This is a genomic window from Porphyrobacter sp. MBR-49 (assembly GCF_053628655.1).
In genome coordinates, this window is record NZ_JBRJGU010000006.1 from 47620 (window position 1) to 73114 (window position 25495).

The 25495-nt window shown below is 62.0% G+C and carries 21 protein-coding genes, 1 tRNA gene and 1 pseudogene; 11 read left to right on the forward strand and 12 right to left on the reverse strand.

The window, feature by feature from the left end:
* The first annotated feature begins 61 nt into the window (after positions 1-61).
* Positions 62-1066: an NAD(P)H-dependent flavin oxidoreductase gene (locus ACSSV3_RS09585; protein WP_354324881.1), complete on the forward strand. Its 1005-nt coding sequence runs from the start codon at positions 62-64 to the stop codon at positions 1064-1066.
* A gap of 4 nt (positions 1067-1070) precedes the next feature.
* Here ACSSV3_RS09585 and ACSSV3_RS09590 read toward each other — a convergent pair whose 3' ends face one another.
* The 3 genes from ACSSV3_RS09590 to ACSSV3_RS09600 all read right to left on the reverse strand — a co-directional run bounded on the left by ACSSV3_RS09590 (position 1071) and on the right by ACSSV3_RS09600 (position 2983).
* Positions 1071-1589 (reverse strand): AHH domain-containing protein, encoded by a 519-nt coding sequence (locus ACSSV3_RS09590; RefSeq protein WP_354324880.1) that lies wholly within the window; start codon positions 1587-1589, stop codon positions 1071-1073.
* Positions 1590-2336, reverse strand: a complete 747-nt coding sequence (locus ACSSV3_RS09595; RefSeq protein ID WP_354324878.1) for a hypothetical protein — start codon at positions 2334-2336, stop codon at positions 1590-1592.
* 152 nt (positions 2337-2488) lie between these two features.
* The gene (locus ACSSV3_RS09600) at positions 2489-2983 is read right to left on the reverse strand and encodes a flavodoxin family protein (protein WP_354324876.1); all 495 of its coding nucleotides are present in this window, start codon (positions 2981-2983) and stop codon (positions 2489-2491) included.
* Positions 2984-3065: 82 nt separating this feature from the next.
* Here ACSSV3_RS09600 and recJ point away from each other — a divergent pair, with 82 nt between their 5' ends.
* The 8 genes from recJ (at position 3066) to phoB (ending at position 11480) form a co-directional block, all read left to right on the forward strand.
* Positions 3066-4874, forward strand: a complete 1809-nt coding sequence (gene recJ, locus ACSSV3_RS09605; RefSeq protein WP_354324874.1) for a single-stranded-DNA-specific exonuclease RecJ — start codon at positions 3066-3068, stop codon at positions 4872-4874.
* Positions 4875-4966: 92 nt separating this feature from the next.
* Positions 4967-5041 (forward strand) — tRNA-Glu (locus ACSSV3_RS09610).
* A gap of 121 nt (positions 5042-5162) precedes the next feature.
* Positions 5163-6422, forward strand: a complete 1260-nt coding sequence (locus ACSSV3_RS09615) for a sensor histidine kinase (protein WP_354324872.1) — start codon at positions 5163-5165, stop codon at positions 6420-6422.
* 115 nt (positions 6423-6537) lie between these two features.
* Entirely contained in the window at positions 6538-7923 is a 1386-nt protein-coding gene (gene pstC, locus ACSSV3_RS09620; protein WP_354324871.1) for a phosphate ABC transporter permease subunit PstC, read from the forward strand.
* Positions 7920-9203: a phosphate ABC transporter permease PstA gene (gene pstA / locus ACSSV3_RS09625; RefSeq protein ID WP_354324869.1), complete on the forward strand. Its 1284-nt coding sequence runs from the start codon at positions 7920-7922 to the stop codon at positions 9201-9203. The genes pstC and pstA overlap by 4 nt, the downstream gene beginning before the upstream one ends.
* Positions 9204-9220: 17 nt before the next feature.
* A complete protein-coding gene (pstB, locus tag ACSSV3_RS09630) occupies positions 9221-9988 on the forward strand; it encodes a phosphate ABC transporter ATP-binding protein PstB (RefSeq protein WP_354324867.1) in 768 nt (255 codons plus the stop codon).
* Positions 9988-10656, forward strand: a complete 669-nt coding sequence (gene phoU / locus ACSSV3_RS09635) for a phosphate signaling complex protein PhoU (protein WP_354324866.1) — start codon at positions 9988-9990, stop codon at positions 10654-10656. The genes pstB and phoU overlap by 1 nt, the downstream gene beginning before the upstream one ends.
* Before the next feature lie 134 nt (positions 10657-10790).
* Positions 10791-11480: a phosphate regulon transcriptional regulator PhoB gene (gene phoB, locus ACSSV3_RS09640; RefSeq protein ID WP_354324864.1), complete on the forward strand. Its 690-nt coding sequence runs from the start codon at positions 10791-10793 to the stop codon at positions 11478-11480.
* A 124-nt stretch (positions 11481-11604) separates the two neighbouring features.
* Here phoB and ACSSV3_RS09645 read toward each other — a convergent pair.
* The 3 genes and pseudogenes from ACSSV3_RS09645 to ACSSV3_RS09655 form a co-directional block, all read right to left on the reverse strand.
* Positions 11605-11955, reverse strand: a pseudogene (locus tag ACSSV3_RS09645) (PHP domain-containing protein); the annotation flags it as partial.
* A 71-nt stretch (positions 11956-12026) separates the two neighbouring features.
* A complete protein-coding gene (locus tag ACSSV3_RS09650) occupies positions 12027-12356 on the reverse strand; it encodes a PilZ domain-containing protein (protein ID WP_354324863.1) in 330 nt (109 codons plus the stop codon).
* A gap of 366 nt (positions 12357-12722) precedes the next feature.
* Positions 12723-14282, reverse strand: coding sequence for an amino acid permease (locus ACSSV3_RS09655; protein WP_354324861.1), 1560 nt, complete (start codon positions 14280-14282; stop codon positions 12723-12725).
* Positions 14283-14421: 139 nt separating this feature from the next.
* Between ACSSV3_RS09655 and panB the strand changes: the two genes are divergently transcribed.
* Positions 14422-15294 (forward strand): 3-methyl-2-oxobutanoate hydroxymethyltransferase, encoded by an 873-nt coding sequence (gene panB / locus ACSSV3_RS09660; RefSeq protein WP_354324859.1) that lies wholly within the window; start codon positions 14422-14424, stop codon positions 15292-15294.
* Positions 15295-15323: 29 nt separating this feature from the next.
* Positions 15324-16403 carry a DUF475 domain-containing protein gene (locus ACSSV3_RS09665; RefSeq protein WP_354324857.1) on the forward strand — a complete coding sequence of 360 codons (1080 nt, stop codon included), beginning with the start codon at positions 15324-15326 and terminating at the stop codon, positions 16401-16403.
* Here the strand turns inward: ACSSV3_RS09665 and ACSSV3_RS09670 are convergent.
* The 6 genes from ACSSV3_RS09670 to ACSSV3_RS09695 all read right to left on the reverse strand — a co-directional run bounded on the left by ACSSV3_RS09670 (position 16375) and on the right by ACSSV3_RS09695 (position 25319).
* Entirely contained in the window at positions 16375-17355 is a 981-nt protein-coding gene (locus tag ACSSV3_RS09670; RefSeq protein ID WP_354324856.1) for a bile acid:sodium symporter family protein, read from the reverse strand. The genes ACSSV3_RS09665 and ACSSV3_RS09670 overlap by 29 nt on opposite strands.
* A 148-nt stretch (positions 17356-17503) precedes the next feature.
* The gene (locus ACSSV3_RS09675; protein ID WP_354324855.1) at positions 17504-18988 is read right to left on the reverse strand and encodes a tetratricopeptide repeat protein; all 1485 of its coding nucleotides are present in this window, start codon (positions 18986-18988) and stop codon (positions 17504-17506) included.
* Positions 18972-20333, reverse strand: a complete 1362-nt coding sequence (gene prsR, locus ACSSV3_RS09680; RefSeq protein ID WP_354324853.1) for a PEP-CTERM-box response regulator transcription factor — start codon at positions 20331-20333, stop codon at positions 18972-18974. The genes ACSSV3_RS09675 and prsR overlap by 17 nt, the downstream gene beginning before the upstream one ends.
* The gene (gene prsK / locus ACSSV3_RS09685; protein ID WP_354324852.1) at positions 20333-22453 is read right to left on the reverse strand and encodes an XrtA/PEP-CTERM system histidine kinase PrsK; all 2121 of its coding nucleotides are present in this window, start codon (positions 22451-22453) and stop codon (positions 20333-20335) included. Before prsK ends, prsR begins: the two co-directional genes overlap by 1 nt.
* 2 nt (positions 22454-22455) lie before the next feature.
* The gene (locus tag ACSSV3_RS09690) at positions 22456-23841 is read right to left on the reverse strand and encodes a TIGR03013 family XrtA/PEP-CTERM system glycosyltransferase (protein ID WP_354324850.1); all 1386 of its coding nucleotides are present in this window, start codon (positions 23839-23841) and stop codon (positions 22456-22458) included.
* Positions 23842-23963: 122 nt separating this feature from the next.
* On the reverse strand, positions 23964-25319 hold the full coding sequence (locus ACSSV3_RS09695; protein ID WP_354324848.1) for a helix-turn-helix domain-containing protein: 1356 nt from the start codon (positions 25317-25319) through the stop codon (positions 23964-23966).
* Positions 25320-25495 lie beyond the last annotated feature (176 nt).

Genomic DNA, 25495 nt, shown 5'->3' on the forward strand with positions numbered 1-25495 from the left:
GCAGCCCCGCAACCGGCGTTAGAGACGGGGCCTGCAAGAATTACGTTTTCAGGAGAAACCGATGCCGCTTCCCGCCCCGTTTGATTGCCTGCGTCTTCCGCTGATCGGATCGCCGCTGTTCATCGTTTCCGGGCCGGAACTGGTTATCGCGCAATGCAAGGCCGGGATTATCGGCAGTTTCCCCGCGTTGAACGCCCGCCCGCAGACGTTGCTGGATGAATGGCTGCACCAGATCACCGAGGAACTGGCCAAGCATAACCGGATGCACCCGGATCGCCCGGCTGCGCCATTTGCGGTCAACCAGATCATCCACAGAACCAATGACCGGGTCGAAGCCGACATGGCCACCTGCGAAAAATGGCAGGTGCCGCTGGTTATCACCTCACTCGGCGCGCGTGAGGAGATTTTCCAGGCGGTGCGCAACTGGGGCGGGATCACGATGCACGACGTGATCAACAACCGCTTCGCCATGAAGGCGATCGAAAAAGGTGCCGACGGGTTGATCCCGGTCGCCGCCGGGGCTGGCGGTCACGCGGGCGCGTTGTCACCCTTCGCCTTGATGCAGGAAATCCGCGAATGGTTTGATGGGCTGGTGGCCTTATCGGGCGCGATTGGGCACGGGGCGAGCATTCTTGCGGCGCAGGCCCTGCGCGCTGACTTTGCCTATGCCGGAAGCGCCTTCATCGCCACCAAGGAAGCCAACGCCACCGAAGATTACAAGCAGGGCATCGTCGAAGGTTCGTCAGAAGGCATCATCTACTCCAACCTGTTTACAGGCGTGCACGGCAATTACCTGCGCTCATCGATCGAAAAAGCGGGGCTTGATCCTGACAACCTGCCCGAAAGCGATCCCAGCAAGATGAACTTTGGCAGCGGCGGCAACACCAAGGCCAAGGCGTGGAAAGACATCTGGGGTTCGGGCCAAGGCATCGGCCCGATCAAGCAGGTCGGCAGCGTTGAAGACCTCGTCGCCCGGTTTGAACGCGAATACCACGCCGCCAAAGCGCGGATGCTGGCCAATTCGGATTATACCGCGTGGGCCGCGCTCATCGAAGCTGCGGAATAGGCGGCTATTTCGCCAGCCACAGCGCCTCGGCCATTGTGTCGAGTTCGCTGAAGTCAAATCCGGTGCCGAGCGGGTCGTTGCGACTGAGCATCACCCGTCGGCGTTCGGCCAGCAATTGCCGTCGCAGCGCGCCTTGCAGCACGCGCAGACGCAGCAATGCTTCGGTCAGCGCCAAATCGGCATCCTGATGGCGCAGGTGTGACCAGCGCTCCTCAATCCGCCCGACCCGCGCCATCACCACTTCATTGTAACGCCGGTGCGGCCCGCGATGCAGCGGCATCCCGGTGCGGATCGCCGCCCGTTCTGTTGCTGGCAGCAACAGTCCATTGGCGCGGAAATCTTCAAACCCGACGCGGCTTCGCCCGACGGCTTCGAACAGCCCTCCGAAACACCGACGCGACAATAACTGCCGCGGCAGCAGGTGATGGCGTTGCAGGCCGGGGTCATATCCCGCCGTACCGGGACAATTGACCGAGCGAAAAGCAATCACGGCAGTGGAAGCGGTGCGACCCAAAGCCTTCATCTATTCGCGCCGCACTATGATCAGCGCGGGATCGCGCGAAGGGCGTAGCACTAACCGGGTTCCGTCGGGCGCGATGATCCGTTCATCGTTGTCCAGTCTGCCTGCGAGCACAAACTGGTTCACGAGCCGGATCCCGAGCCGCGTTGCTGCCACCCGGTCGGCGCTCAAAGGCGGTTCAATCCGCAGTTCCTGTCCGATCCAGAAATCGAGCCCTACGCTGTGCAGCGCACCATCCGCGCTTTGGGCAAAGGCAGTGAGGCCGAGCGCGGGAAACGGCCCGCCATCAAGCCATGCGGAAATGACCGATTCGAAAAACCGCCGCCCGATTGCGCTGCGCGACGGGGCCCAGCACACCGCCGCAAGATCATCGAAACACAAGGCCAGATCACGCGCCAGCGCCAGCATCGCCCGCACCACCGGTAAGCTGCGCCCACCAGCCGCAATATGCGGCCCCGGTATAACCGAAAGCGCATCGTAGCTGGCAGCGGTTGGCATTTCAGCCAGATCAAAACGATGTTCGATGACCGGGAAAGCGCCTGGCTGACCGGGGGCAAGTCCGCTGAGATCAAAGGTCAGGCCGTCACACAATAATTCAGCCCAAACCATCTGATCGGGCCAAGCCGCCGCATCCAGCAGATCATCATCACTGATAGGGTCATGGCTGAGGTCAACCGCTTGCTGGCGCGCGGCAAACGCCCTGATCGCATCGCAACTGGGCCGTTTGCCCTTGGCAAACAGCAGGTGCAATTGTGTGATATCGGCACGCTGCGACTGTGAAATTGTCCAGCCCCCTATTCTAACGCGCCCGAAAGAGCCAAAATACTTTCATCAACTTAGGCGAGTTTACAGCCCATCGTCGAGTCCTCAATCAGCAGACATATCCCGTTTTGGATCAATCGCTAAAACACGCCAAGACGCAAGCCCTCAGCCAAGGCCTCCCCCATTTCATGACACTGTTGCAGAACCTCGTCCGGCACCTGTTTCGGCGCGGCGATGGCCTCGGGCGTTTGCGCGTCAAGGTTCACGATCAATGGCTCAGCTACCCGGCGCAGACGCCATCCGGTCGCGATCCGGTCAATCTGGCGCTGCGCCCCCTCCCCATCCGAACCAGCGGCGATCAGCGTGGCATAGGGCCGCCCTTCGATCCGACCGAGCACCGGGTAATAGGCGCGATCAAACATTTCTTTCATCAGCCCGCTCATGCTCGCGAGGTTTTCTGGGCAACAGAAAATGTAACCATCGGCCGACAGCAACATTTCGGGCAATGCGTCAGCGGCAGTCACCAGCAACCCGGTCGCGCCCGCGCCCTCAGCCACCGCGCGCGCCATCGCCGCACTTGCGCCGGTGCGGCTGTGCCAGATGATCAGCAGGCTGGGCGCGGTGTTTGATGACATGGCGCAAGACTTCCCCGCACGCCTGTCGATTGTCAATCGCATCCGCCTGTCGGTTGTGCGGGGATTGGGCTAGGAAGCAGGCATGGCCACTATTTCCCAACCATCCCCCGCGCTCGCCCCCGTGCTTGGCGTCACGTCATCGCTTTCGGGCAAGGCGTGGCGGTGGCGCGGCGGCAATATGGAGCTGGATGACGGGCAGGCAGCAAGCGCGCACGGGCTGGATCGCACGATCCTCGATCAATTGCTGCTGACCCGCGGTGTGGCCGACGATGATCTGGAACGCCACGCCCGCCCGACCATGCGCGCGTTTCTGCCCGATCCGTCGGTCTTCCGCGACATGGACACCGCCGCCGAACGCCTCGCGCAGTGCGTCATCACCGGCGAGCAGGTGACGATCTACGGCGATTATGATGTCGATGGCGCCACCAGCGCGGCGTTGCTGGTCGAACTGCTGGGGCAATTGGGGCACACGGCGGGCTATTACATCCCCGACCGCCTGCTTGAAGGTTACGGCCCCAGCGGCGAAGCGCTGGTCAAACTAGCCGAAAGCGGTTCGCGGCTGATCGTCACGGTCGATTGCGGCGCTATGGCGCATGAAGCGCTGGGCATGGCGCGGGATGCGGGGGTGGATGTGATTGTGGTCGATCACCACAAATGCTCGGCCGACCTCCCGCCCGCCGCCGCGCTGGTCAATCCCAACCGGCTTGATGAAAGCGACGTGGGCGCGGCGCACGGCCATCTGGCGGCGGTGGGCGTGGCCTTTCTGCTTGGCATTGCGCTGGTGCGGAATTTGCGCGCCAAGGGCTGGTTTGCTGATCGGGCTGAGCCTGATCTGATGGGGCTGCTCGATCTGGTGGCGCTGGGAACCGTGGCCGATGTCGCCGCGCTCCACGGCCTCAACCGCGCATTTGTGGCGCAGGGACTGAAAGTGCTCGCCCGGCGCGACCGGATCGGGATGGCGGCGCTGATGGATGCAAGTCGCCTTACCCGCGCACCGCAGGCCAGCGATCTCGGCTTTTCACTCGGCCCGCGGATCAACGCGGGCGGGCGGATTGGCGAATCGACTTTGGGTGTGCGGCTGCTGACCACCACTGATCCAGACGAAGCCCGCGCCATCGCCGCGCAGCTCTCTCAGCTGAACGAAGAACGGCGCGCAATCGAAGCCGAGGTGCAGGAAGCCGCCGAAGCGCAGCTTGCCGGGCAGCACAATATGGCGGTGCAGGTATTGTCAGGCCACGGCTGGCATCCCGGCGTGATCGGGATTGTCGCGGGGCGGATCAAGGAAAAGACCGGCAAACCGGCGGTGGTCATCGCGCTCGATGATGCGCAGGGCAAAGGCTCGGGCCGGTCGATCAGCGGCGTTGATCTGGGCGCGGCGATCATTGCGGCGCGTGAGGCGGGATTGCTGGTCGCGGGCGGTGGTCACGCGATGGCGGCGGGGTTGACGATTGATCCTGCCCGGCTCCCCGATTTTGCCGAATTCCTCGACACGCGGTTGGCGCGCGATGTCGATCATGCTCGCGCCGGTCAGGCGATGCTGCTCGATCTGGCGCTGACCCCCGGCGGGCTGACCCCTGAACTGGTTGAAACGCTGGAGGCTGCCGGGCCATACGGGGTCGGCTGGCCCGCCCCACGCATTGCGGTTGGGCCGGTGCGGATCATCAAGGCGGACATCGTCGGCAAGGATCACCTGCGGTTGATCGCGTGCGGCATGGACGGGCGCAGTTTCAAGGCGATTGCCTTTCGTGCGGGCGAAACTGAAATGGCGCAAACCCTGCTTCACCGCAGCAATGGGCGGCGTTTTCACCTTGCGGGCCGCGTGAAGCTTGATGACTGGGGCAACCGTCCGGCGGCTGAACTGCATCTTGAAGACGCCGCTTTCGCCGATTGATCGCAGCGGTGGGTGTTTTTCCGCGCGGGCAACCAAACGGGACTTGACCGACCCCATCCACCCCCCTAAGTGCGCGCTCTCGCAACCGAGATGGCCCCTTCGTCTAGCGGTTAGGACGCGGCCCTTTCACGGCTGAAACACGGGTTCGATTCCCGTAGGGGTCACCACTTCCGTTGCGGATGAACAGGGCGGCAGGCTTAGGCTTGGCCGCCCTTTTTCATGTCCGCGCCTAATCTGTAGCGCGCCTGCTTCCCACCACCCGCGCAAGGTTGTAAGGGGGCTCTCATCATGGGCAGCGGCCAGAACATCCCGATCGCCGGCATCCTGCTCGCGGCTGCTACCTTTGTGGCTATGCTGTTGACCGGGGTCGATCCGGTGATTGCCTTGGCAGTGGTGGCAGTCTGGGTTGGCTCGCTGCTGGTGGCCGGGGGACGACCGCCCGAACCACCCAAGGTCAAGGTGAAGCCAAGCGTCACGGTCGATTCGATTCGCGACCTGATCGAAAATTCTTCCACCCCGCTGCTGATTACCGAACGCAGCACCATCGCCATCGCCAACCGTGCCGCGCGCAAGCTTTTGGGCCCGCATGTTATCGGCCAGGACGCCCGCGTTGCGCTGCGCCAGCCCGAAGCGGCATCGCTGCTCAACGAAAACCGGGAAGGCGAGGCGATTGTTCGCGGGCTCGTGCGGCGCGGCGATATCTGGCAGATCAACCGGCAGGCAATCGATGATCGGCTGGCGATGCTGGAATTCATAAGCCAGACGGCCGAGGCCGATATCAGCCGCGCGCACACCGATTTCGTCGCCAATGCCAGCCACGAATTGCGCACGCCGTTGGCCGCGATTCTGGGCTATGTCGAAACCCTGCGCGAAGGCGATGGCGGCATTGAAACCACCACCGCGCAAAAATTTCTCGGCATCATCGAACGCGAAGCGCAACGTATGCAGGCGCTGGTCAGCGATCTGATGAGCCTGTCACGGGTCGAGGCGGAAAAGCATGATCTGCCGACCGAGCGGATCGACCTGCTTCCGCTGGTTGAACGCGCCGCTCGCGACGCTGCCGGATCGAACCGCAGCGATCGATTGCAGATGGAATTGCACGCTGACGTTTGCGTTTTGGGCGATCGCCAGCAGCTAGAGCAGGTGGTGCGAAATCTCGTCGACAATGCGCTTAAATACGGTGCTCCTGACAAGCCGGTCACTGTGGCGCTCGATCTGGGGCAGGCTGGCCACGCGCGGATTACGGTGGCCGATCAGGGCGAAGGTATTGCGCCTGAACAGATCCCGCACCTGACCCGCCGGTTTTACCGCACAGATCCGGGGCGCAGCCGCGCGTCAGGTGGCACCGGGCTAGGCCTCGCCATCGTCAAGCATATCGTGGAACGCCACCGTGGACGGCTCGACATCACCAGCGAACTTGGCGTAGGCACAAGCGTGGTGTTGCGGATTCCTGTGGCCGAACCAGAACCGGAACCGGACGCCGAAAATTACGCCATTCATGACAATGATGTAACCCCGCACGAAGCTGAAACCCAACAACTGTCATAGTAGTGTCTTATTTCTTCAACATGCGCTGGGCATGACATAATCGCTGGGGCTTCGCGGCTGTGCCAGCTCGTTTCAATAAATTGCGCACCCCGTGCAGGAACCACAGGTCTGATTGATGTCGCCGATCACGTTGATCCTGATTGCTATGGGGCTAGGCCTTGCAGGTTGGCTTTCCGGCCGGGCCAAGGCGTGGAGCTTCCAATCGAGTGACCCGGCGCTGCGCTCAGCCTCGCGTCCGGTCTATCATGCCTGGTATGTCGCATTGTGGGTGGTGATCCCGGTTCTGGCATTCATCACCATATGGTCGGTGCTGGCGCCGCAACTGGTGATGCAATCAGTGCTGGCGTCGCCCGCCGCGGCCCAGCTTCCCGCCTTCGGGTTTGAACGCGACGCGTTTATCGGCGAAGCGCGCGCGGTGGCGCAGGGCACTGCGCCGGCAGTTTTCAATGTCGAGGCCGAAGCACTGGTCGCCCCGTTCAGGGAGGCGATCAGCCGCTACAAGATCATCGGCATAATCGTGACTGTGCTGATTGCTCTGGCTTGCGGCGGGCTTGCCTTCCTGCGGCTGCGCCCCGATTTCCGCGCCCGCACCCGGGTTGAACGCACGGTGATGATGATCCTGCTGCTGGCCTCGCTGGTGGCGATCCTTACCACGCTGGGCATTTTCGGCAGCCTGGTGTTTGAAACCTTCCGGTTTTTCACCTTCGTTTCACCGGTGGATTTCCTGTTCGGCACTTTCTGGGGGCCGGATACGATGGTCAGCCCCGAAGCGACCGACCCTTCGCGTTATGGCGCGGTGCCATTGTTCTGGGGGACGATTTTCATTGGCGCGATCATTGCGATGATCGTGGCGATCCCGCTTGGCTTGATGAGCGCGATCTACCTTACCCAATATGCCCACCCGCGCGTGCGCAGCTGGGTCAAGCCGTTGCTGGAGATTCTCGCCGGGGTGCCGACGGTAGTTTATGGCTATTTTGCCGCGCTGACGCTGGCTCCGATGATCCGCGATGCCGCCGTCGCAATCGGCATCACCAGCGCCTCGACCGAAAGCGCGCTGGCGGCCGGTATTGTCATGGGGGTGATGATCATTCCCTTCGTATCATCGATGGCAGATGATTCGATGGCGGCCGTTCCCGGTGCGATGCGCGATGGCAGCCTGGCGATGGGGGCGACCAAGTCCGAAACCATCCGCAGGGTGCTGTTCCCAGCTGCCCTGCCCGGCATTGTTGCCGGGATCATGCTGGCGGTCAGCCGCGCGATTGGTGAAACCATGATCGTGGTGATGGCAGCATCGCCTGCCGCCAATCTCACCGCCAATCCGCTTGAACCAATGTCGACCGTGACGGTGCAGATCGTCAAGCTGCTGACCGGCGAACAAAGCACCGATCACCCCGCCACGCTCAGCGCCTTTGCCTTGGGATTTGTGCTGTTCATGGTGACACTAGCGCTGAACTTCATCGCCCTGCGCGTCGTCAAGCGTTTCCGCGAGGCCTACGAATGAGCAGCATTGTCCTCCCCACGTCAGACGTGAATGCCGATTCCTCGCGGCCAACGCGCACACCCACGTTCGAAAAACGGCTCGCCAAGCGGTACCGTGATGAACGCAACTTCCGTCTGCTCGGCCTTGCTGCTGTCGGGTTTTCGGTGGCGGTTCTGGTGTTCCTGCTCGGCAATATGCTGGTGAACGGAATCGGCGGGTTCCAGCGCGCCGAACTCGCTGTCACCATCGACTTTCCCGAAAGCGGAATAAGCGGCGATGCAGTATCGCTGACGGCGCCCAGCGCGACGCAGACGCTCGAAATGCAGGGCCTGCCCGATGTGGTGGCGTTCTATGCCGAACAGCAACTTGGGCCGGATGCAGCCGCTGAGCTGTCATCGGAAGGCTGGCGTGATCTGGCCGCCGCGCTGGCCGCCGATCCCACGCTGATTGAACGCAGCGCGACGTTTCAACTGGCGTCTTCCTCGGCGCTGGCGGCCGGAATGCGGGGTGAAGGCCCACTGGAAATGCAGGCATTGGCTGCACGGTTGGTGAACGAAGGTAAGCTTGCGCGGAATTGGGACTGGGGCTTCCTCGCCCGTTCGGATGCGACCAGTCCGCAGGCGGTGGGCATATGGGGGGCGCTCAAGGGCACCATGCTGACGATGTTGGTCACGCTGGTGCTGGCCTTCCCGATCGGGGTGCTGTCAGCGCTTTACTTGGAAGAATACGCGCCCAGAAACCGCTGGACCGACCTGATCGAAGTGTCGATCAGCAATCTGGCTGCTGTGCCATCGATCATCTTCGGCTTGCTTGGCCTCGCGATCTTCCTTTCGCTGTTTCCCAACCTGCGTTCCGCCCCGCTGATCGGCGGGATGACGCTGGCACTGATGACAATGCCGGTGATCGTGATTTCGGGGCGCAACGCGATCAAGGCGGTGCCACCGTCGATCCGCGACGGCGCGCTGGCGATTGGCGCTTCGCCGGTGCAGGTGGTGTTCCATCATGTGCTGCCGCTGGCGATGCCGGGGATGCTGACAGGAACGATCATCGGCATGGCCCGCGCGCTGGGTGAAACCGCGCCGCTGCTGCTGATCGGAATGCGCGCCTTTGTCGCCACCCCGCCCGATGGCTTCACTTCGCCCGCCACAGTGCTGCCGATGCAGATTTTCCTGTGGTCTGATGAAATTGATCGCGGCTTTGTGGAACGCACCAGTGCAGCTATTATCGTGCTGCTGGTGTTCCTGCTCGCCATGAACGGCCTCGCTATTTACCTCCGCAACAAATTCGAGAAACGCTGGTGACTGTGATCCATCCCAATATGACCGACGAAAGCGCCAAAATCCGCGCGCGCGACGTTTCGGTCTTTTACGGCGACATCAAGGCGATTGACGAAGTGTCGATCGACATCTCGCCCAATTACGTCACCGCCTTTATCGGCCCGTCGGGCTGCGGCAAATCGACGTTTCTGCGATGCTTCAACCGCATGAACGACACGATCAGCACGGCCAAGGTGAGCGGGTTGATCGAGCTTGATGGTGAGGACATCCACGCCGACCGGATGGACGTGGTGCAACTGCGCGCGCGGGTCGGGATGGTGTTCCAAAAGCCCAACCCTTTCCCCAAATCGATTTATGAAAACATCGCCTATGGGCCGAAAATCCACGGCTTTGCCGAAAAGAAGGCCGATCTTGATGTGGTGGTCGAACGTTCGCTTACCCGCGCGGGGCTGTGGGACGAGGTCAAGGACAGGCTCGACGATTCGGGCACCGCGTTGTCGGGGGGGCAGCAGCAGCGCCTGTGCATCGCGCGCGCCATCGCGGTTGACCCGGAGGTGATCCTCATGGATGAACCGGCAAGCGCGCTCGATCCGATCGCGACCGCCAAGATTGAGGAACTGATCGATGAACTTTCTGGCCGATACGCCATCGTGATCGTCACCCACTCGATGCAACAGGCCGCCCGCGTCAGTCAGCGCACGGCATTTTTCCACCTCGGCAAGATGGTGGAATATGGCCCAACCTCGGATATTTTCACCAATCCGATCGAAGAACGCACCAAGGACTATATCACCGGAAGGTACGGCTGATGGCTGAACATACCGTCAAGGCCTTCGACGAAGACATCACCCGGCTGCGCGGCCTGATCGCGGAAATGGGCGGGTTGGCTGAAGTCGCCATTGCCGAATCGCTTGATGCGCTGGTGCGCGGCGACGTGGCGCTGGCCGAAAGCGTTGTGGCCCGCGACAAGCGCATCGACGCGCTGGAGACCGAGGTTGATAAGCTGGCGGTGCGAATCATCGCCTTGCGCGCGCCGATGGCTGATGACCTGCGCGAAGTGATCGCTGCACTGAAAATCGGCGGGGTGATCGAGAGGATCGGTGATTATTCCAAGAACATCGCCAAGCGGGTCGGCATGATCGAAGGTCGCGGCCGTTTTGAACCGCTGACACTGCTGCCGGCAATGGGCGAGTTGGCGGGCGATATGGTGCACGACGTGCTTACCGCCTATGCCGCGCGCGATCCCGATCTGGCCCGCGAAGTGATCGCCACCGATGCCAAGGTTGACGCCTTTTACAACAGCATTTTCCGCAATCTTGTCAGCCATATGGTCGAAAATCCTTCGACCATTTCGAGCGCAGCACAGCTATTGTTCGTCGCCCGCAATATCGAACGCATCGGCGATCACGCGACCAATGTGGCGGAAATGGTGCACTTTGCGGCGACCGGTGTCTATCCGCCCGAAGGGGACCGGTGAAAGTAAGATATGACGGGCGATGCGTAACGCCCGTGTGGAAAACTTGTCGCATTCCGTTTCATCAAACTGTCGCGTAGATGACACATAGCACTTGTCAGCGCCCGTCTGTGCGGGCTTGAGGAGGCATCTTGCCCATGTCCGCTGCCAAATTACTGCTGGTTGAAGATGATCCGGCGCTGTCCGAATTGCTCGAATATCGTTTCCAGAACGAAGGCTATTCCGTCCGTTGCACAGGCGATGGCGACGAGGCCTTGATTCTCGCCAGCGAGGAAGTGCCCGATCTCATCATCCTTGACTGGATGATCGAAGGCACCAGCGGGATCGAGGTTTGCCGTCGGCTGCGCCGCGACAAGGAAACCGCACACGTCCCGATCATCATGCTGACCGCGCGCGAGGCTGAGGATGACCGGGTGCGCGGGCTCGAAACCGGGGCGGATGATTACCTGACCAAGCCGTTCAGCCCGCGCGAACTGCTCGCCCGGGTGGCGGCGGTGATGCGGCGTATCCGCCCGGCGCTGGCGGGTGAGACGATCGAGGTTGGCGATCTCAAGCTTGATCCGGTGGCGCACCGGGTGCAGCGTCGCGGCCGCGCGCTGCAACTGGGGCCGACCGAGTACCGCTTGCTCAAGTTCTTCATGGAAAGCCCGAGCCGGGTGTTCAACCGCGGGCAATTGCTTGACGGGGTGTGGGGCACCGGCTCCGACATCGAGTTGCGCACGGTCGATGTCCATATCCGCCGCTTGCGCAAAGCAATCGGGATCGACGGCGCGAAAGACCCGATCCGCACGGTACGATCTGCCGGATATGCGCTTGAGGCGAGCTGAAGTTTACTCGCTAACCCTAATGAAAATCGCGTGATTTTGGCAATATCCGGTGGTCGCGCGGGTGGCCGCTTGGCCCGTGCTCGAACATCAAGCGGTTGGCCTCGTCGGCGCGGGCCAGCGGAGCGCTCAGCAGATGCATCCGCCCGGCACTGATGAGGCGGCATAACCGGCCATAGGCGGCACGATCTTCAGGATAAGCGAGAAAGGCCAGCCCCTCCACCGTCTCGATCCGGCAGCCGATCACCGGGCGCAGCTTGAGCGCCTTCGCCTCGGTATGCAGGCGCACCACGCCTGCCAGTGAATTGGCATCGGCCAGCCCGATTGCATCATAACCGTGGGCGTGCGCGGCCAGCACCAGATCAGCCGCGTGCGACGCGCCGCGCAAAAAGCTGAAACAGCTGACGATTCCGAGTTCGACAAAGGCGCTGCGCAGGGGCAGCACATCATCAGGGGTTTCGATCGTTTTCTGGGGCATTGGGAACCTTAGGGAACACCTTTATGTTCCTTATATGTTCCGCGCCAAATGCAAAGCTTGCAAGTAGGTAGTCAGACCCTGCGGCGTTGCGGGGCAGCCAGCTTTGCGCCGCCCTGTTCACACAGATAATCGATCACAGCGGGATGCATTGCGCCTTCGAAAGCGACGCCCGCGATTGGCCCTTCAATCCAGGCGATGTTGCCGAGCGGCGCGTTGATGCCGTTCACCCTCATCGTCACCCGGTCGCCCATCTCGGCAAATCCCGGTTTTCCACGGATCTTGCAACCGCCTTCGGACAGGTCGATCAGATCGACGAACACCACGCGCGAGCGCACCCGGCTTTTCACCATCAGGCTTATCGGTCGGCGATCAGACGCCCGCGGGATCGAATCGAGGTTCATGGTCTGAACTTCGCATAAACACGTAAAGGAACTCTAAGCAGGCCTATAAGGAGGCTTAAAGGCAACACCTAGGCTCAGGGCCCTAGGCATACAGCCCCGTGCAGAAACCAATCGGGCACCCCGCCGCGCCCGTCGCCTGCGATCCCTTGGCGGTAAATCCAGTAACGCCAGTCGCCAGCGCGATTCCGGGGGTACGCGAAGCACAGCGCGGGCAGATGAAAGGTGCGAGGACATAGCTGAACGACTCATCTGTTCATATTATGTTCCATTTGTGAGCTTGGCAATCGCTTCGTCAACCAACAAAAAAGGGGCGCCTGAACCAGGCGCCCCTCTAATTGTCTCAAACGGCATTGATCAAAAACCGGATTAGCCCTTAGGCAGGAGTGTTTCCTCTCCCAGCACATCATCAACCACTTCCACGACCCCGCGTCCCAGATGACTGCGGCTGCGGCCATAGGCGACATACATGAGCACCCCGGCCACAGTCCATGTTGGCAATACGATCATTGCTTCGAACGGCAGATTGAAGAACAGGAACAGACAGCCTGCCATCGCCGCAGGGGCAATGACCCACAAGCCCATAACCCGGAATGGCCGCTTCACATCAGGCCGCTTACGCCGCAGCACCATCACCGCCAGCGCGACCATCGCAAAGGCGTACAGTGTTCCGGCATTGGCAATGTCAGCCAGCTTGCCCACCGGCAGGAACGCGGCACCAACCGCCACCGCCGCGCCGGTGATCATCGTCACCACATGCGGGGTCTGCCACTTGGGGTGAACCCGGCTAAGCACATCGGGAAGCAAGCCGTCACGGCTCATCACGAAGAAGATGCGGGTCTGCGCAAACAGCAGCACCAGGATCACCGATGGCAAGGCAATGAACGCGGCATAGCCCAGCGCATTACCGATCCCCGAATAGCCGATCTGCCGCAGCACATGGGCCAACGCTTCATCCGAACATACCAACGCAGCGGAATAGGCCGGCATGGCGCATTGCCGTGCAAGTTCTTCTGAACCGGCCGGGAACGGAACGCCGCCCGGGCCCATGATCGGCTGACCACCAATCGTGCCAATCGCCCCGGCTGCCACCAGAATGTAGAACACCGTGCAGAACAACAGCGAACCGATCAGCCCGATCGGAACGTTGCGCTGCGGGTTTTTGGTTTCTTCAGCTGCGGTCGAAACCGCATCGAAACCGACATAGGCGAAGAAGATCGTCGCCGCAGCGCCGACCGCGCCGACACCCGTGCCCCAACCGCCAAAAACGCCAGCCGGCAGGAACGGGTTGAATTTATCCGCATCAACTTCGGGCAGGGTCAACACGATGAAGATCGTGAGCGCAGTCACCTTGATCGCCACCAGCACCGCGTTGACCTTGGCGCTTTCGCTGGTGCCGATCAGCAGCAACCAGGTAACCAGCAGTGCGATCACGAAAGCAGGAAGGTTGATAATACCTCCCTCGACCCCGCCAAACGCCAGCGGCCCACCCGAAAGCGCGGCTGGCAGGTGTATCCCGAATGTCTCATTGAGGATTGTGCCGACGAAATAGCCTGACCACCCCACAGAAACGGCGCTCGCCGCGATCGCGTATTCGAGCACCAACGCCCAGCCCACTGTCCAAGCGAGAAATTCGCCCATCGTCGCATAGGTGTAGGTATAAGCCGAACCCGATACCGGAATGGTCGAGGCGATTTCAGCATAGCATAAAGCCGCGACAATACAGATCAGCCCCGCAATGGCGAAGGCCAGCATCAGACCCGGCCCGGCTTTCTGCGCCCCCGCAGATGTCAGCACGAATATCCCGGTGCCGATGATACTGCCGATGCCGAACAGCATCAGTTGCAATCCGCCGAGCGTGCGCTTGAGCGATTTCTTCTCCGCTGCTGCGAGGATCGCATCAAGCGGCTTTACCCTGTCAAGAAACATCTGGAATAAATCTCCCACTGATCGCAAGCAGATCCCCCGCGCGATCGTCGGGGACGGAAGCTAGCGTAACACCGGCGCAACACAAGTCGAAAGCGCGCTCTTTCCCCAAGCGCAGACAATCGCTAGACGCGGGGACATCATGTCAACGACCTTCCAGCTAGATACCAGCACCAGCCGTGCCAACCCCACCCCGCAGCCGATGCGGCGGTTTACCGTTCCCGGCATCCGCAACCGCAAACAGGATGGGGTGACGGCTGAACCGCTGGTGATGCTCACCGCCTATACCGCGCGGCAGGCGCAATTGCTTGATGCGCATTGCGATCTGCTGCTGGTCGGGGATTCGCTGGGGCAAGTGATCTATGGCCTGCCCTCGACCATTCCGGTGACGCTGGAGATGATGGCAAACCACGGCGCAGCGGTGGTGCGCGGTTCCTATCATGCGGTGGTGGTGATCGACATGCCGTTCGGCTCTTACGAAAGTTCGCCGCAGCAAGCGTTTGAAAGCGCAGCTTTCCTGCTCAAACAGACCGGCGCGGCTGCGGTAAAGCTCGAAGGCGGGGCAGCGATGGCACCGACCATCGCGTTCCTCAACCAGCGCGGCATCCCGGTGATGGGCCATGTCGGCCTGACCCCGCAGGCGGTCAATGTGCTCGGCGGATATGGCGCGCGCGGGCGTTCCGACGCCGAGGCCGAGAAGATCGTCAGCGATGCTAAGGCGCTCGACGACGCCGGGGCCTTTGCCATCGTGATCGAAGGCGTGGTTGAACCGATCGCGATTGCCGCAACCAAGGCGGTGTCCTGCCCCACCATCGGCATTGGCGCTTCGGCGCAGTGCGATGGGCAGGTGTTGGTGACTGAAGATATGCTCGGCATGTTTGAACGCGTTCCGCGCTTCGTGAAACGCTACGAAGACGTCGCCGGATTGATCGACCGCACCGTTGCCCGCTATGCCGATGAAGTGCGCAGCCGCGCCTTCCCCGGCGAAGAACAGACATATCAGCCCAAGGGCTGACCCTCTCCTATTCAAGGCCTCTTTCTGTCATGCAGACTTTGCTGCGTTTCTACACATTTTCGCTCGGCTTCACGGCTGTCTGTTTTGCGCTGGCAGCCTATTATGGCTGGGTCAGCAGTGGCAATCTTGCGGGGATGCTGTCGGTTCTATGGATCGTGTTTGTGCTCTCGATCCTCGAAATCTCGCTCAGCTTTGATAATGCGGTGGTTAACGCCACGGTGCTGCGTGAAATGGACCCGGTATGGCAGCAACGCTTTTTGACTATCGGCATCCTGATTGCGGTGTTCGGGATGCGGATCGTGTTTCCGATCGCGATTGTTTCAATCGCGGCGCAGATCGGCCCTTGGGATGCGATCCAACTCTCACTTGGTGATCCGCAGGAATATGAGCGTATCGTTTCAAGCGCACATATCGGCATTGCCGGGTTTGGCGGCGCGTTCCTTGCGATGGTCGGCCTCAGCTTCTTCTTCGATTCTGACAAGGAAGTGCACTGGATCGCATCGGTCGAACAGGCGATCAACCGCTTCTCGAACGTCCCGGCGGTGGAAATCGGATTGGTGCTGTCACTGGTCTATGGCGTTTCGACAATGCTTGCCCCCGATGATGCAAACACATTTCTCACCGCAGGCATCCTCGGCCTTGTCACCTATATCGGGGTGAATGCGCTGGGGGCGATCATCGAACAGCGCGAAGCCGCCAAAAAGGCCAGCGGCGCTATCGTGCGGTCAGGGTTAGGCGGGTTTCTGTATCTCGAAGTGCTCGACGCCAGCTTCAGCTTTGACGGCGTGATCGGGGCGTTTGCGCTGTCGAACAACATGATCGTGATCGCCATTGGCCTATCCGTAGGCGCGATGTTCGTGCGCTCAATGACGATCCATCTCGTCAAAGCCGGAACGCTGGCGCAATATCGCTATCTTGAACACGGCGCGTTCTGGGCGATTATCGTGCTGGGTGGGATCATGCTGATATCGGCGCGCTATCACATTCCTGAAACCTTCACCGGATTGATTGGCGCGACCCTGATCGGGCTGTCGCTGGGGTGGTCAATCCGTCACAACCGGGCGGAACGCCGGGCCGAAGCTATTGGGCAGTCCGCGCCAGACGCGTAGCCAGCGGCGCGGCCACCACCAGTTGCGCAAGGTGATAGAGTAGCAGCGGGGCAATCACGAACCCGGCGCTGGCGGGTGGAAACAGAATAGCAGCGAGCGGCGCGCCGATGGCAACGCTTTTCTGCGACCCTGCGAACAGAAATGCGATCCGGTCAGCGCGCGGCAGGCCCAGCGCGCCGCCGCTGCCCCATGCCCCGGCCAGCGCCAACCCCAGCATCGCCAGCACCAGCCCGATCAGCACCAGCCAATCGGCAGGCGCAAACATCGCGCCCAGCCCGTGCTCGACCGCGCCGGAGAACGCGACATACACCGCCATGCCGATCACCGCCCGGTCAAGCCACACGATGCGCGCACGGTGGGCGGTGATACGATCGAACACGCGATCCTGTACCACCTGTCCGATCACGAACGGCAATATCAGGATCAACCCGATCCGGATGATCGCCTCACTGCCGATCTCGCCCGCGCTGCCCCCGCCCAGCAGTGCGAACAACGGCGCGCTTATAAACACCCCCGTGATATTGATCAGCGCCGCGCCGACCACCGCCAGCGCCACATTGCCATGCGCCAGACTGGTATAGGACGTCGCCGATTGCACCGTTGATGGCAGGCTGCCAAGATAGACAAACCCCAGCGCCACCAGCGGCGGCAAGGCGTTTCCTGCAAGGCTAGCAAACCCCACCCCCGCCAGCGCCATCGCGCCAAACACGAACAGCATCAGCGGCGCGAAATAGCGCCAGTTGGCCAGCCCGCGCGCGATCTCGCCGCGCCGGATGCGCATTCCGTTGACGAGGAACAGCACGAATATCCCGCCATTGGAAACGGCACTCGCAAAGCGGCGCGCTTCTCCGGTGGCGGGCAGCAACAGCGCCAGCGTGGTCGCCGCCAGCAACACGGCGACCATCGGATCGCTGAATAATGGCAGGCGCAGGAGGGATCGAGGTTGGGACATTGGCAAGCCGCCCTGCCCCGCGCTTGCCCGCTTGTCGAGCCTGTCGCTAGAGCGGGCTGCGTTAAATCTGACGCAGGTCGCCCGCTCTAGCTTTTGTTGTCGCATCGTAAAAAGCTGAAAACCGGTTCCCACTTTTCAGCACGATGCTCTAATGCTGCGCCAAGGTGCCCGGCCTGATGTGAGCCAGCAACCGGGCGAAATGCTGCGCATCGGCGGGCCGATTCAGCGCCCGAGCGGCCTCCACGCGCAAGCTCAGCAGCGCAGGATCATGCCCGCCGCCCAGCCTGATCGCATGGTCGAGCAACATTGCAACCCGCGCCCAGTCCCCCCGTTGGGCTTGGACATCGGCCAATTCGACCAGTCCGCTTATCGCCAATGGCTCGCCCGCAACATGACGCGCCAGTAAGGCATCGGCTGCCTCCGCGTCTCCGGCCATGCGCGAGGCAAACGCGATCTTTCGGGTCATCGGCCAAGGGCGTTTCACCCTGGCGGCCAGCGCATAGGCGGCAAGCGCCGCACGAATATCTCCCGCGCCATAGCTGGCATCACCGGCAAGGCTCGCCACATCTGCCGATGCCGCAAAGCGAACGCGCAAATCCTGCGCCTGCGCCTGCGCGCCTGTCCAGTTTCCAGCCAACGCATCGGAACGCATCGAAGCGGTTGGCGGCGGCAGGCCGGGACGATCTGCCAGTGCGATCGGTGTGCGCCGCGCGCCGCCATAGGCACGCGCCAGCAGCGGTGCCGCTCGCGCCCGGTCGCCCAGTCGTTCATGCGCCCGCGCCACCAGCATGATGAGATAGGGCGAGGCTTCTGCCAGCTGCGTTTCGGCACTGAAACGCGCAACCAGATCCGCCTCGCGCCCCGCCAGCAGCAAGGCTCTGGCGAGCAATTCGCGCGCACGGGCGTTGCCCGGTTGGCGCGCGGTCAGCGTTTCAAGCGTCACGGCTGCGCTATCGTAATTGCCGTTGGCAAGGCTCAGCACCGCGTCAAGCTGCATCGCCGCAGGCACCTCGCGCGCGGCCAGCCCGCTACGCTGCAACAGGCTGCGGGCGAGCGCGGGGTTATCGCCGCGCGCGGCCAGCACGGCTTGCAAATAGAACACCCGCGCATCATCGGGCGCAATTTCTGCCAGCCTGCGAACCGCCCGTAGCATCGCCCGGTTGCGTCCGCTATCGCCAAGCGTCGCCGCGTATTCGGCCCACACCTCGGCATTATGCGGATCAGCTGCCAGCGCCGCCTCGAACCACGCCAGCGCCTTGGCTGGCCCATGCGCATCGCGCACCATCAGCGCCCGCATCAGCAGTGCGGGCGCGTGACGGGGGCCAAGTTCCAGCGCACGGTCTGCCGCTTCGAGTGCGGTGAAATGTTCGCCGCCACGAAACCGCAGCCGGGCAATCGCAACCCACAGATCAGGATCATCGGGCGCAAGCACGCGCGCTGCGTCAAGCTTGCTACCCGCTTCGGCCAACGCGCCCTGCGCCATTGCCGAATCGGCATCGTCCAGCAGGATCGCAACCGCCGGATCGCGCATCGCGGATGGGTCTGGCGCACCCGTGTCGCCCTCCCCCGCACAGCCCGTCAGCGTCAGGATCAGAGCGGCTAGCGCAGCGCGGGTTTCACGCCTGCAAATCATACTGCTTGAGCAGGTCATAAAGCGTCGGGCGGCTGACCCCGAGCAGCTTGGCGGTGCTGGAGATATTGCCTTCACTGCGCGCAAGCGCGTGGCGGATCACCCGGCGATCCGCTGCCTCCCGCGCGGCTTTGAGGTTGAGGACATTGGCGTCTTCCTCCTCCGTGCCAAAATCGAGGTCATCGGCATTGATCAGCTTGCCATCGGCCATGATCACCGCCCGTTTCACCCGGTTTTCCAGCTCGCGGACATTGCCCGGCCAGTCATGCGCATCAATCGCGGCGAGGGCATCGGGAGCAAAGCCGGTGACGCCGGGGTTCATCTCTGCGGCGAAGCGTTTGAGGAACACTTTCGCCAGCAGCACCGGATCGCCGTGGCGTTCGGCAAGGCCGGGAATGCGCACCACGATTTCGGCAAGCCGGTAAAACAGGTCTTCGCGGAAAGCCCCAGCCGTGATCATGCTTTCAAGATCCTGATGGGTGGCACAAACAATCCGGGTGTTGACCGCAATCGCCTTGCGTCCGCCGACGCGTTCGATGGTGCGTTCCTGCAGGAACCGCAGCAGCTTGACCTGAAGGGGGAGCGGAATGTCGCCGACCTCGTCAAGGAACAGCGTGCCGCCATTGGCGCTTTCGATCTTGCCTTCGGTGGTCTTGATCGCCCCGGTGAACGCGCCCTTTTCATGCCCGAACAGCTCGCTTTCGAGCAGGTTTTCAGGGATAGCCGCGCAGTTAATCGCGACAAACGGCCCGTCAGCGCGGTCGCTGGTATCGTGCAGGCCTTGGGCAAGCAATTCCTTGCCCGTCCCGCTGGCACCCAGCAACATCACCGACACGCTGGTTTTGGCGACACGTTCGATGGTGCGTGCGACCTTGACCATTTCTGGCGCGGCGGTGATCAGGCGGCCAAGCACGGTCTTGTCGGCGCTGTTGCTGGCAATCAGCCTGCGGTTTTCCTGTTCGATTGCGCGTAGGTTGAACGCGCGCCGGACGATCAGGCCAAGCGTCGCGATATCAATCGGTTTCTGGTAAAAATCATAGGCCCCGCGCGCGATCGCCTCCAACGCGCTTTCACGCGCGCCGTGGCCGCTGGCGACGATTACCTTGGTGTCGGGCTTCAGCGCCATGATCGCATCGAGCACGGCAAAGCCTTCGCTGGTGCCGTCGGGATCGGGCGGCAGGCCGAGATCGAGCGTGACCACGCCGGGAACCTCCGCCCGCAAGGCTGCGAGCGCGCTGTCACGGTCACCCGCGATCACGACTTCGAAATCATCATAGGCCCATTTCAGCTGGGCCTGCAGGCCGGGATCATCCTCGATCACCAGCAGTACGGGTTTCTTGTCAGACATCAGGCGACCTCTTGTGATGGTGGTTCAGGCGCAGTTTGGCCGGCCAGCAGCCGCGCAGCCTCGGCAATCGGCAGCGTCACGGTGAAGCGCGTGCCCAGCCCTTCGCGCGATTCCACCGCAACCCGCCCGCCCATCGCCTTGACGAGTTCGCGGGCTTCAAACGCGCCGATGCCGAACCCGCCCTGTTTCGATGATGTGAAGGGTTTGAACAGGCCGGTGCGGACGAATTCGGGGGTCATGCCTTCTCCAGTATCAACCACTTCGATAACGCCATGCAGCCCATCTCCAGCGACATCGAGGAACACCGGCGCGCCCACTTCACTCGCATCAATCGCGTTCTGAACCAGGTGGATCAGCGCTTGTTCAAGACCTTCGCGGTTTCCCATCACCTCTACTGGCGTCTCTCGGGTCAGCATTACCGGGTGCACCGTGCGGAACCGCTCGGCAATCGCGCGAGCAAGCGCAGCAAGATCAATCGGCGCAAGATCGTGCACCTGTCCCGATCCATAGCGGCCCAGCCGAGCAAGCAAGGCCGAAAGCTTATCCGCCGAATTGCGCAGCGTAACCAGCATATCGGCGCGGAACGCGGGGTTATCAGCGTGCTTTTCGGAATTGGCCGCCAGCAGCGACAACTGGCTGACAAGATTCTTGATATCGTGCATCACAAACGCGATGCGACGGTTGAATTCGTCGAACCGGCTGGCGTCCATCAAGGCCTGTTGCCCGGCCTGTTCGGCCAGATAACTGGCAAGCTGCTGACCTGCGACGCGCAGCAGATCGAAATCTTCCCAGTCAAGCTGGCGTTCAATTCGCGGCCGCGCGAGCACAATCGCACCCACCAAGCGATCAAAATGGAGCAACGGCACCAGCGCCCACGCATCCTCGGCCTCGATCAGCCACGCAGGCACCAGCGGCAGTTCCCCGTGATGATCGATGCCCCCGCGCGCCTCATCGAAGGCGAGCACCAGGTTATGCTGTTCGATCAGGCCCGAAAACCCATAATCTGCCGCCGCGGCAGGCACCGCAATCGTCGGCCAGTTCCAGCGCGCGGTCAATTCCAGCAGCGCTTCTTCGTTAGGCATCAACAACAGCCCTGCCGGGCTTTCGGTAATGTCAGCCAATGCCTTGATCGCACGTTCGTGCAAACTTGCGGTGCCTGCCCCGGCGTGGCCGATGGTGCGGGTAAAGCGCAGCCATTCCTCGCGGTAATCGTAACGGTGCTGGAACAGATGCTTGGTCGCCATGACCCGCAGCCAGCCCCTGACCCGCGCCGATGGCAGCGCGATTCCCGCACCGACAATCGCCAGCACCACAAACATGATCTGGCTCACCCGGGCGATATCTCCGCCGATCAGCGCCAGTGATTTGGTCACCAGCACCATCAGCGCGAAGTAACCGCCGATCAGCAACAGCGAGAGGGTTCGAAAAGTCACCGCGCGCGACGGATTGAACTGCACCCGCGGCCCTGAAGCGTTCATGCCAAGTGCAAACAGCCCCGCCATGATCCCGGCAAACAATCCGCGCAGATCCGTAAGCCCAGCCGGGTTTTGCCCGCTGAGATAGCTGATCGTGCTGAGATTGAGATCATAGGCAAAAATGCCGGCCAGCGCGATTCCTGTCCAGCGCAGGATCGGGCGTAGGTTATTTGCCGCCCCGGCATAGAGATTGTGAAGCAACATCAATGCCCCAATCGACACCAGCATATCTATGATGAGGCGCACTTCAAACGCCGCGCGGGCGATGCCGGGAACTTCGCTCGCCCGCCACTGGAACAACAGCACCACGGGTTGCAACAGTTGCACCAGCACCAGCGCAATGATCACCGGGCGGATAGGTTTGAGGCTGTCGGCTCGTCCATCAGCAGAGAACAGGCAGAATATCGCCGCGATCAGCGCCAGATTGCGGGCCATTGCCGCAGTGATTGCAGCACCGTGGTCTGGCCCAAGCCCGGCTGTCAGCGAACACCACACGGCGCTGCACCCAGCCGCCGCGAGCAACGCGCCGCGATCCGGCCGCGCACGCTCACCATGCTGCCACAACCACAGCATTGCGCCCGCGCTCAACACCGCGCCCGCCAGCCATGCCAGCGATGTCGCCAAAGGCATGATGGTGCCGGCCATGATCACCGTGCACCCTCCGGCCACAGGATCACGCGCATAGTCTGCAACAGAATCACGAAGTCGAGGAAGGGCGTATAATTCTTGGCGTAATAAAGATCATATTCCAGCTTGCAGCGGCTGTCTTCAACCGACGCGCCATAAGGATAATTGATCTGCGCCCAGCCGGTGATGCCGGGTTTGACCATGTGCCGTTCGCCATAGAACGGGATTTCTTCTTCCAGACTTTCGACGAAAGACGGCACTTCGGGGCGCGGGCCGACGAAACTCATCTGGCCTTTAAGCACGCTCCACGTCTGCGGCAGTTCATCGATCCTGACCTTGCGGATAAACCGGCCAAGCCGGGTGATGCGCGGGTCGTTTTCCTCGGCCCACTTGGCCCCGTCTTTCTCGGCATCGGTGCGCATTGACCGCAGTTTAATCAGCGTGAACGTCTGACCAAACAGACCCACGCGCTGCTGACGGAAAAACGCCGGGCCTTTGCTGTCGATCTTCACCAGAGCCGCAAACAGCGCAATAAGCGGGAGCGTCAGCGCGAGCAGGATGACGCTCGCGGTGATATCGAACACGCGCTTGACCGCGCTCGAAAACATCCGCCCACTGGAAAACCCGTCAGAAAAAATCAGCCAGCTGGGATTGATGGTGTCGAGATCGACGCGCCCGGTCTCACGCTCGATAAAGCTGGAAAAATCATTGACGTGGACGCCCTTGGTCTTGATCCGCAGCAGGTCTTTCAGCGGTAGGGCATTGCGGCGTTCCTGCAGTGCCAGCACCACTTCGCTCACGCCGAGGTTTTCGACGAACCGGCCCAGATCGTGGATCGCCGAACGCGGGATCGCTTCTTCGACAACACGCGTGTCGTCGCTCATCGCGATAAAGGCGACGATCACGAAACCGGTTTCGGGTTTTTCGGCCAATTCGCGCAGCCGCTGCGCCCGGTCGCCCGCGCCCAGCACCATTACCCGGCGGCGAAAGGCGGAGGAGCCGAGGAAGCTGTTGAGCAGCAAACGATCCGCCACCAGCACAAGGATGGCGAAGCCCATCGTGTAAAGCAGCGTTGAACGCCAGAACAGGTCGCTCGGGATGATAAAGTCGATCACCGCCAGCGTGATGATGCCCAGGCTGATCGCCACCAGCACCCGCGCGCCCGCAAAGCGCAAACTGCGCAGCGCATTGGGGCCGTAAACACCGACCGAAATCATCGCGAGCCAGATCACCGCCGCAGTCCCGATCAACGCAATCCACCGATCGGCGAGGCTGCCCACATCCATGCCGATCTGATGCGCGCGCAATTGCCACGCCGCTTCGCTCGCCAATATCAGCAAGCCGAGATCAAGCAGACCGAGCAGCAGCACGGCGTGTGGGATATAATGCTTGAACAGGCGGATCATGACAGGGCGGGCCTTTGGTGCTTGGCTGCGCCCGGTTTTAACGCTGAGACCTTAAGTGTCGGTAAACTTTACACCGTTTACTGACTCGCGGTTTTCTGCTGCATATGACGGTTAATACCGCGTCAGGAACCGGGCCGCAGTCGTGGTAATACGCTCGCCAAACGTGCCGGTGCGGGCGTCAGGCATTCCGTCCGCCCACAACGCAGGCAAGGAGTGCCCAGCGGCACCGCATCCGCGCGGTCCAGAGAAACACCGCGCGCGTGGGCCAGATCGCCCGCGAAGCGCGCTTCGATCCCCAGCACCACGGAGCTGCGGCCCGCGCACATCACCCCGTCGCCATCGACCGTGCGGGTGATGGTAAACCAGTGCCGCGCCGTGCCTTCGCCTTCCCCGAAAGTCACTGCCTGCGTCAGCACCGTGCCGGGCCGTTCAAAAGCCGCGAACGGCACCCATGCTGGCCATAGCGCGCCTTCGAGCGGGTAAATCGCGCCGCTGCCGCCCGCCGTGAAGTGGGTCAACCGTCCGGCGCGATCAATCGTGGCGGTGAAGAACGGCAGCCCGCGCTCTCCCACCCGGCCCAATGTGGTCAGGCGCTGCGCCACCTGATCAAAGCTGACAGCAAAGCGGCGTTGCAGCACTTCCAGATCATATCCGGTCGCCTCGCAAGCCCGCATAAACCGGCGGTAAGGCAGCAGCAGCGCGCCCGCCAGATAGTCGCTGATGTGCTCACGCAAATGGTCGCGCGCTTCGGTCGATGCGAGGTTCGCACCTGCCACCAGCGCTTCAATCGCCTCACGCATTTCGAGCGTGCCGACCTGCCGCGCAATCTGGAATCGCCGCGCCGCGCCGGGCAGCATCTCGGACAATTGCAATTGGCGCGCATGCAGGTCGAGCCGGTGCACCTGCCCCGGCATCACCTCTGCCGGGAGGATGCGCACCGACAACTGGTGCCTTTCGCGCAGCCGTTCGCTCAGCGCGGCGCTGATTTCCCCGCGCGACAGGCGCAGTTCGTCAGCAAGGGCTTCGGCGGCGTGATCGAGATCGGCAAAATGGTTCTGCCAGCGTTCGATCACCCGGCGCGCAGCCGCGGTGGCATCTTCGGCCTCGGCCCGCCCACCACTTCCACTACTGTCATAAAGCCGAGCAAATGCTGCTGCAATCTGGGGGGCGGCGGACAGGAACTCCTGCACTTCCTCGCGGTCGATTCCCAGATCGGCAAAGCGTTTATCCGCCATCCGCCGGATCAGCCCGTCGATGCCGCCAATCGCATCGTCCTCACGCAGGGAACGCGGGTCAAAATCAAACCGTTCGATCACCCGCACCAGCACTTTCGCCGATAGCGGGCGCTGATTGCGTTCGATAAGATTGAGATAGGATGGAGAGATGCCCAGCGCGGATGCCATCGCGGCTTGGGTAAAGCCTTCGCGCTTGCGCAAGCGGCGCAACGCCGGGCCAGCGAGGAGATTGGTGTCGGACATGGTCACGCTGTAAATAACTTTACTGATTTACACAAGATCAGGGCCAAAAGTCCGCATAGCCACACGATTTTCTGTAAGTTTTCCTGTTATGCTGCGCCGCACCATGGCACAGCCTGCTCATCCGAAGGTGCAAGCCCTACCAGGCCCGCACCACTGCCCAGAACGGACAGGAGAAG

Coding starts and splice junctions, on each gene's coding strand:
- phoB (WP_354324864.1), top strand. CDS start 10,791: ATGTCCGCTGCCAAATTACTGCTGGTTGAAGATGATCCGGCGCTGTCC.
- ACSSV3_RS09690 (WP_354324850.1), bottom strand. CDS start 23,841: ATGATCCGCCTGTTCAAGCATTATATCCCACACGCCGTGCTGCTGCTC.
- ACSSV3_RS09650 (WP_354324863.1), bottom strand. CDS start 12,356: ATGAACCTCGATTCGATCCCGCGGGCGTCTGATCGCCGACCGATAAGC.
- prsK (WP_354324852.1), bottom strand. CDS start 22,453: ATGGCCGGCACCATCATGCCTTTGGCGACATCGCTGGCATGGCTGGCG.
- ACSSV3_RS09670 (WP_354324856.1), bottom strand. CDS start 17,355: ATGTCCCAACCTCGATCCCTCCTGCGCCTGCCATTATTCAGCGATCCG.
- ACSSV3_RS09665 (WP_354324857.1), top strand. CDS start 15,324: ATGCAGACTTTGCTGCGTTTCTACACATTTTCGCTCGGCTTCACGGCT.
- recJ (WP_354324874.1), top strand. CDS start 3,066: ATGGCCACTATTTCCCAACCATCCCCCGCGCTCGCCCCCGTGCTTGGC.
- ACSSV3_RS09675 (WP_354324855.1), bottom strand. CDS start 18,988: ATGATTTGCAGGCGTGAAACCCGCGCTGCGCTAGCCGCTCTGATCCTG.
- prsR (WP_354324853.1), bottom strand. CDS start 20,333: ATGTCTGACAAGAAACCCGTACTGCTGGTGATCGAGGATGATCCCGGC.
- panB (WP_354324859.1), top strand. CDS start 14,422: ATGTCAACGACCTTCCAGCTAGATACCAGCACCAGCCGTGCCAACCCC.
- pstA (WP_354324869.1), top strand. CDS start 7,920: ATGAGCAGCATTGTCCTCCCCACGTCAGACGTGAATGCCGATTCCTCG.
- ACSSV3_RS09695 (WP_354324848.1), bottom strand. CDS start 25,319: ATGTCCGACACCAATCTCCTCGCTGGCCCGGCGTTGCGCCGCTTGCGC.
- ACSSV3_RS09585 (WP_354324881.1), top strand. CDS start 62: ATGCCGCTTCCCGCCCCGTTTGATTGCCTGCGTCTTCCGCTGATCGGA.
- ACSSV3_RS09655 (WP_354324861.1), bottom strand. CDS start 14,282: ATGTTTCTTGACAGGGTAAAGCCGCTTGATGCGATCCTCGCAGCAGCG.
- ACSSV3_RS09615 (WP_354324872.1), top strand. CDS start 5,163: ATGGGCAGCGGCCAGAACATCCCGATCGCCGGCATCCTGCTCGCGGCT.
- pstC (WP_354324871.1), top strand. CDS start 6,538: ATGTCGCCGATCACGTTGATCCTGATTGCTATGGGGCTAGGCCTTGCA.
- pstB (WP_354324867.1), top strand. CDS start 9,221: ATGACCGACGAAAGCGCCAAAATCCGCGCGCGCGACGTTTCGGTCTTT.
- ACSSV3_RS09590 (WP_354324880.1), bottom strand. CDS start 1,589: ATGAAGGCTTTGGGTCGCACCGCTTCCACTGCCGTGATTGCTTTTCGC.
- phoU (WP_354324866.1), top strand. CDS start 9,988: ATGGCTGAACATACCGTCAAGGCCTTCGACGAAGACATCACCCGGCTG.
- ACSSV3_RS09600 (WP_354324876.1), bottom strand. CDS start 2,983: ATGTCATCAAACACCGCGCCCAGCCTGCTGATCATCTGGCACAGCCGC.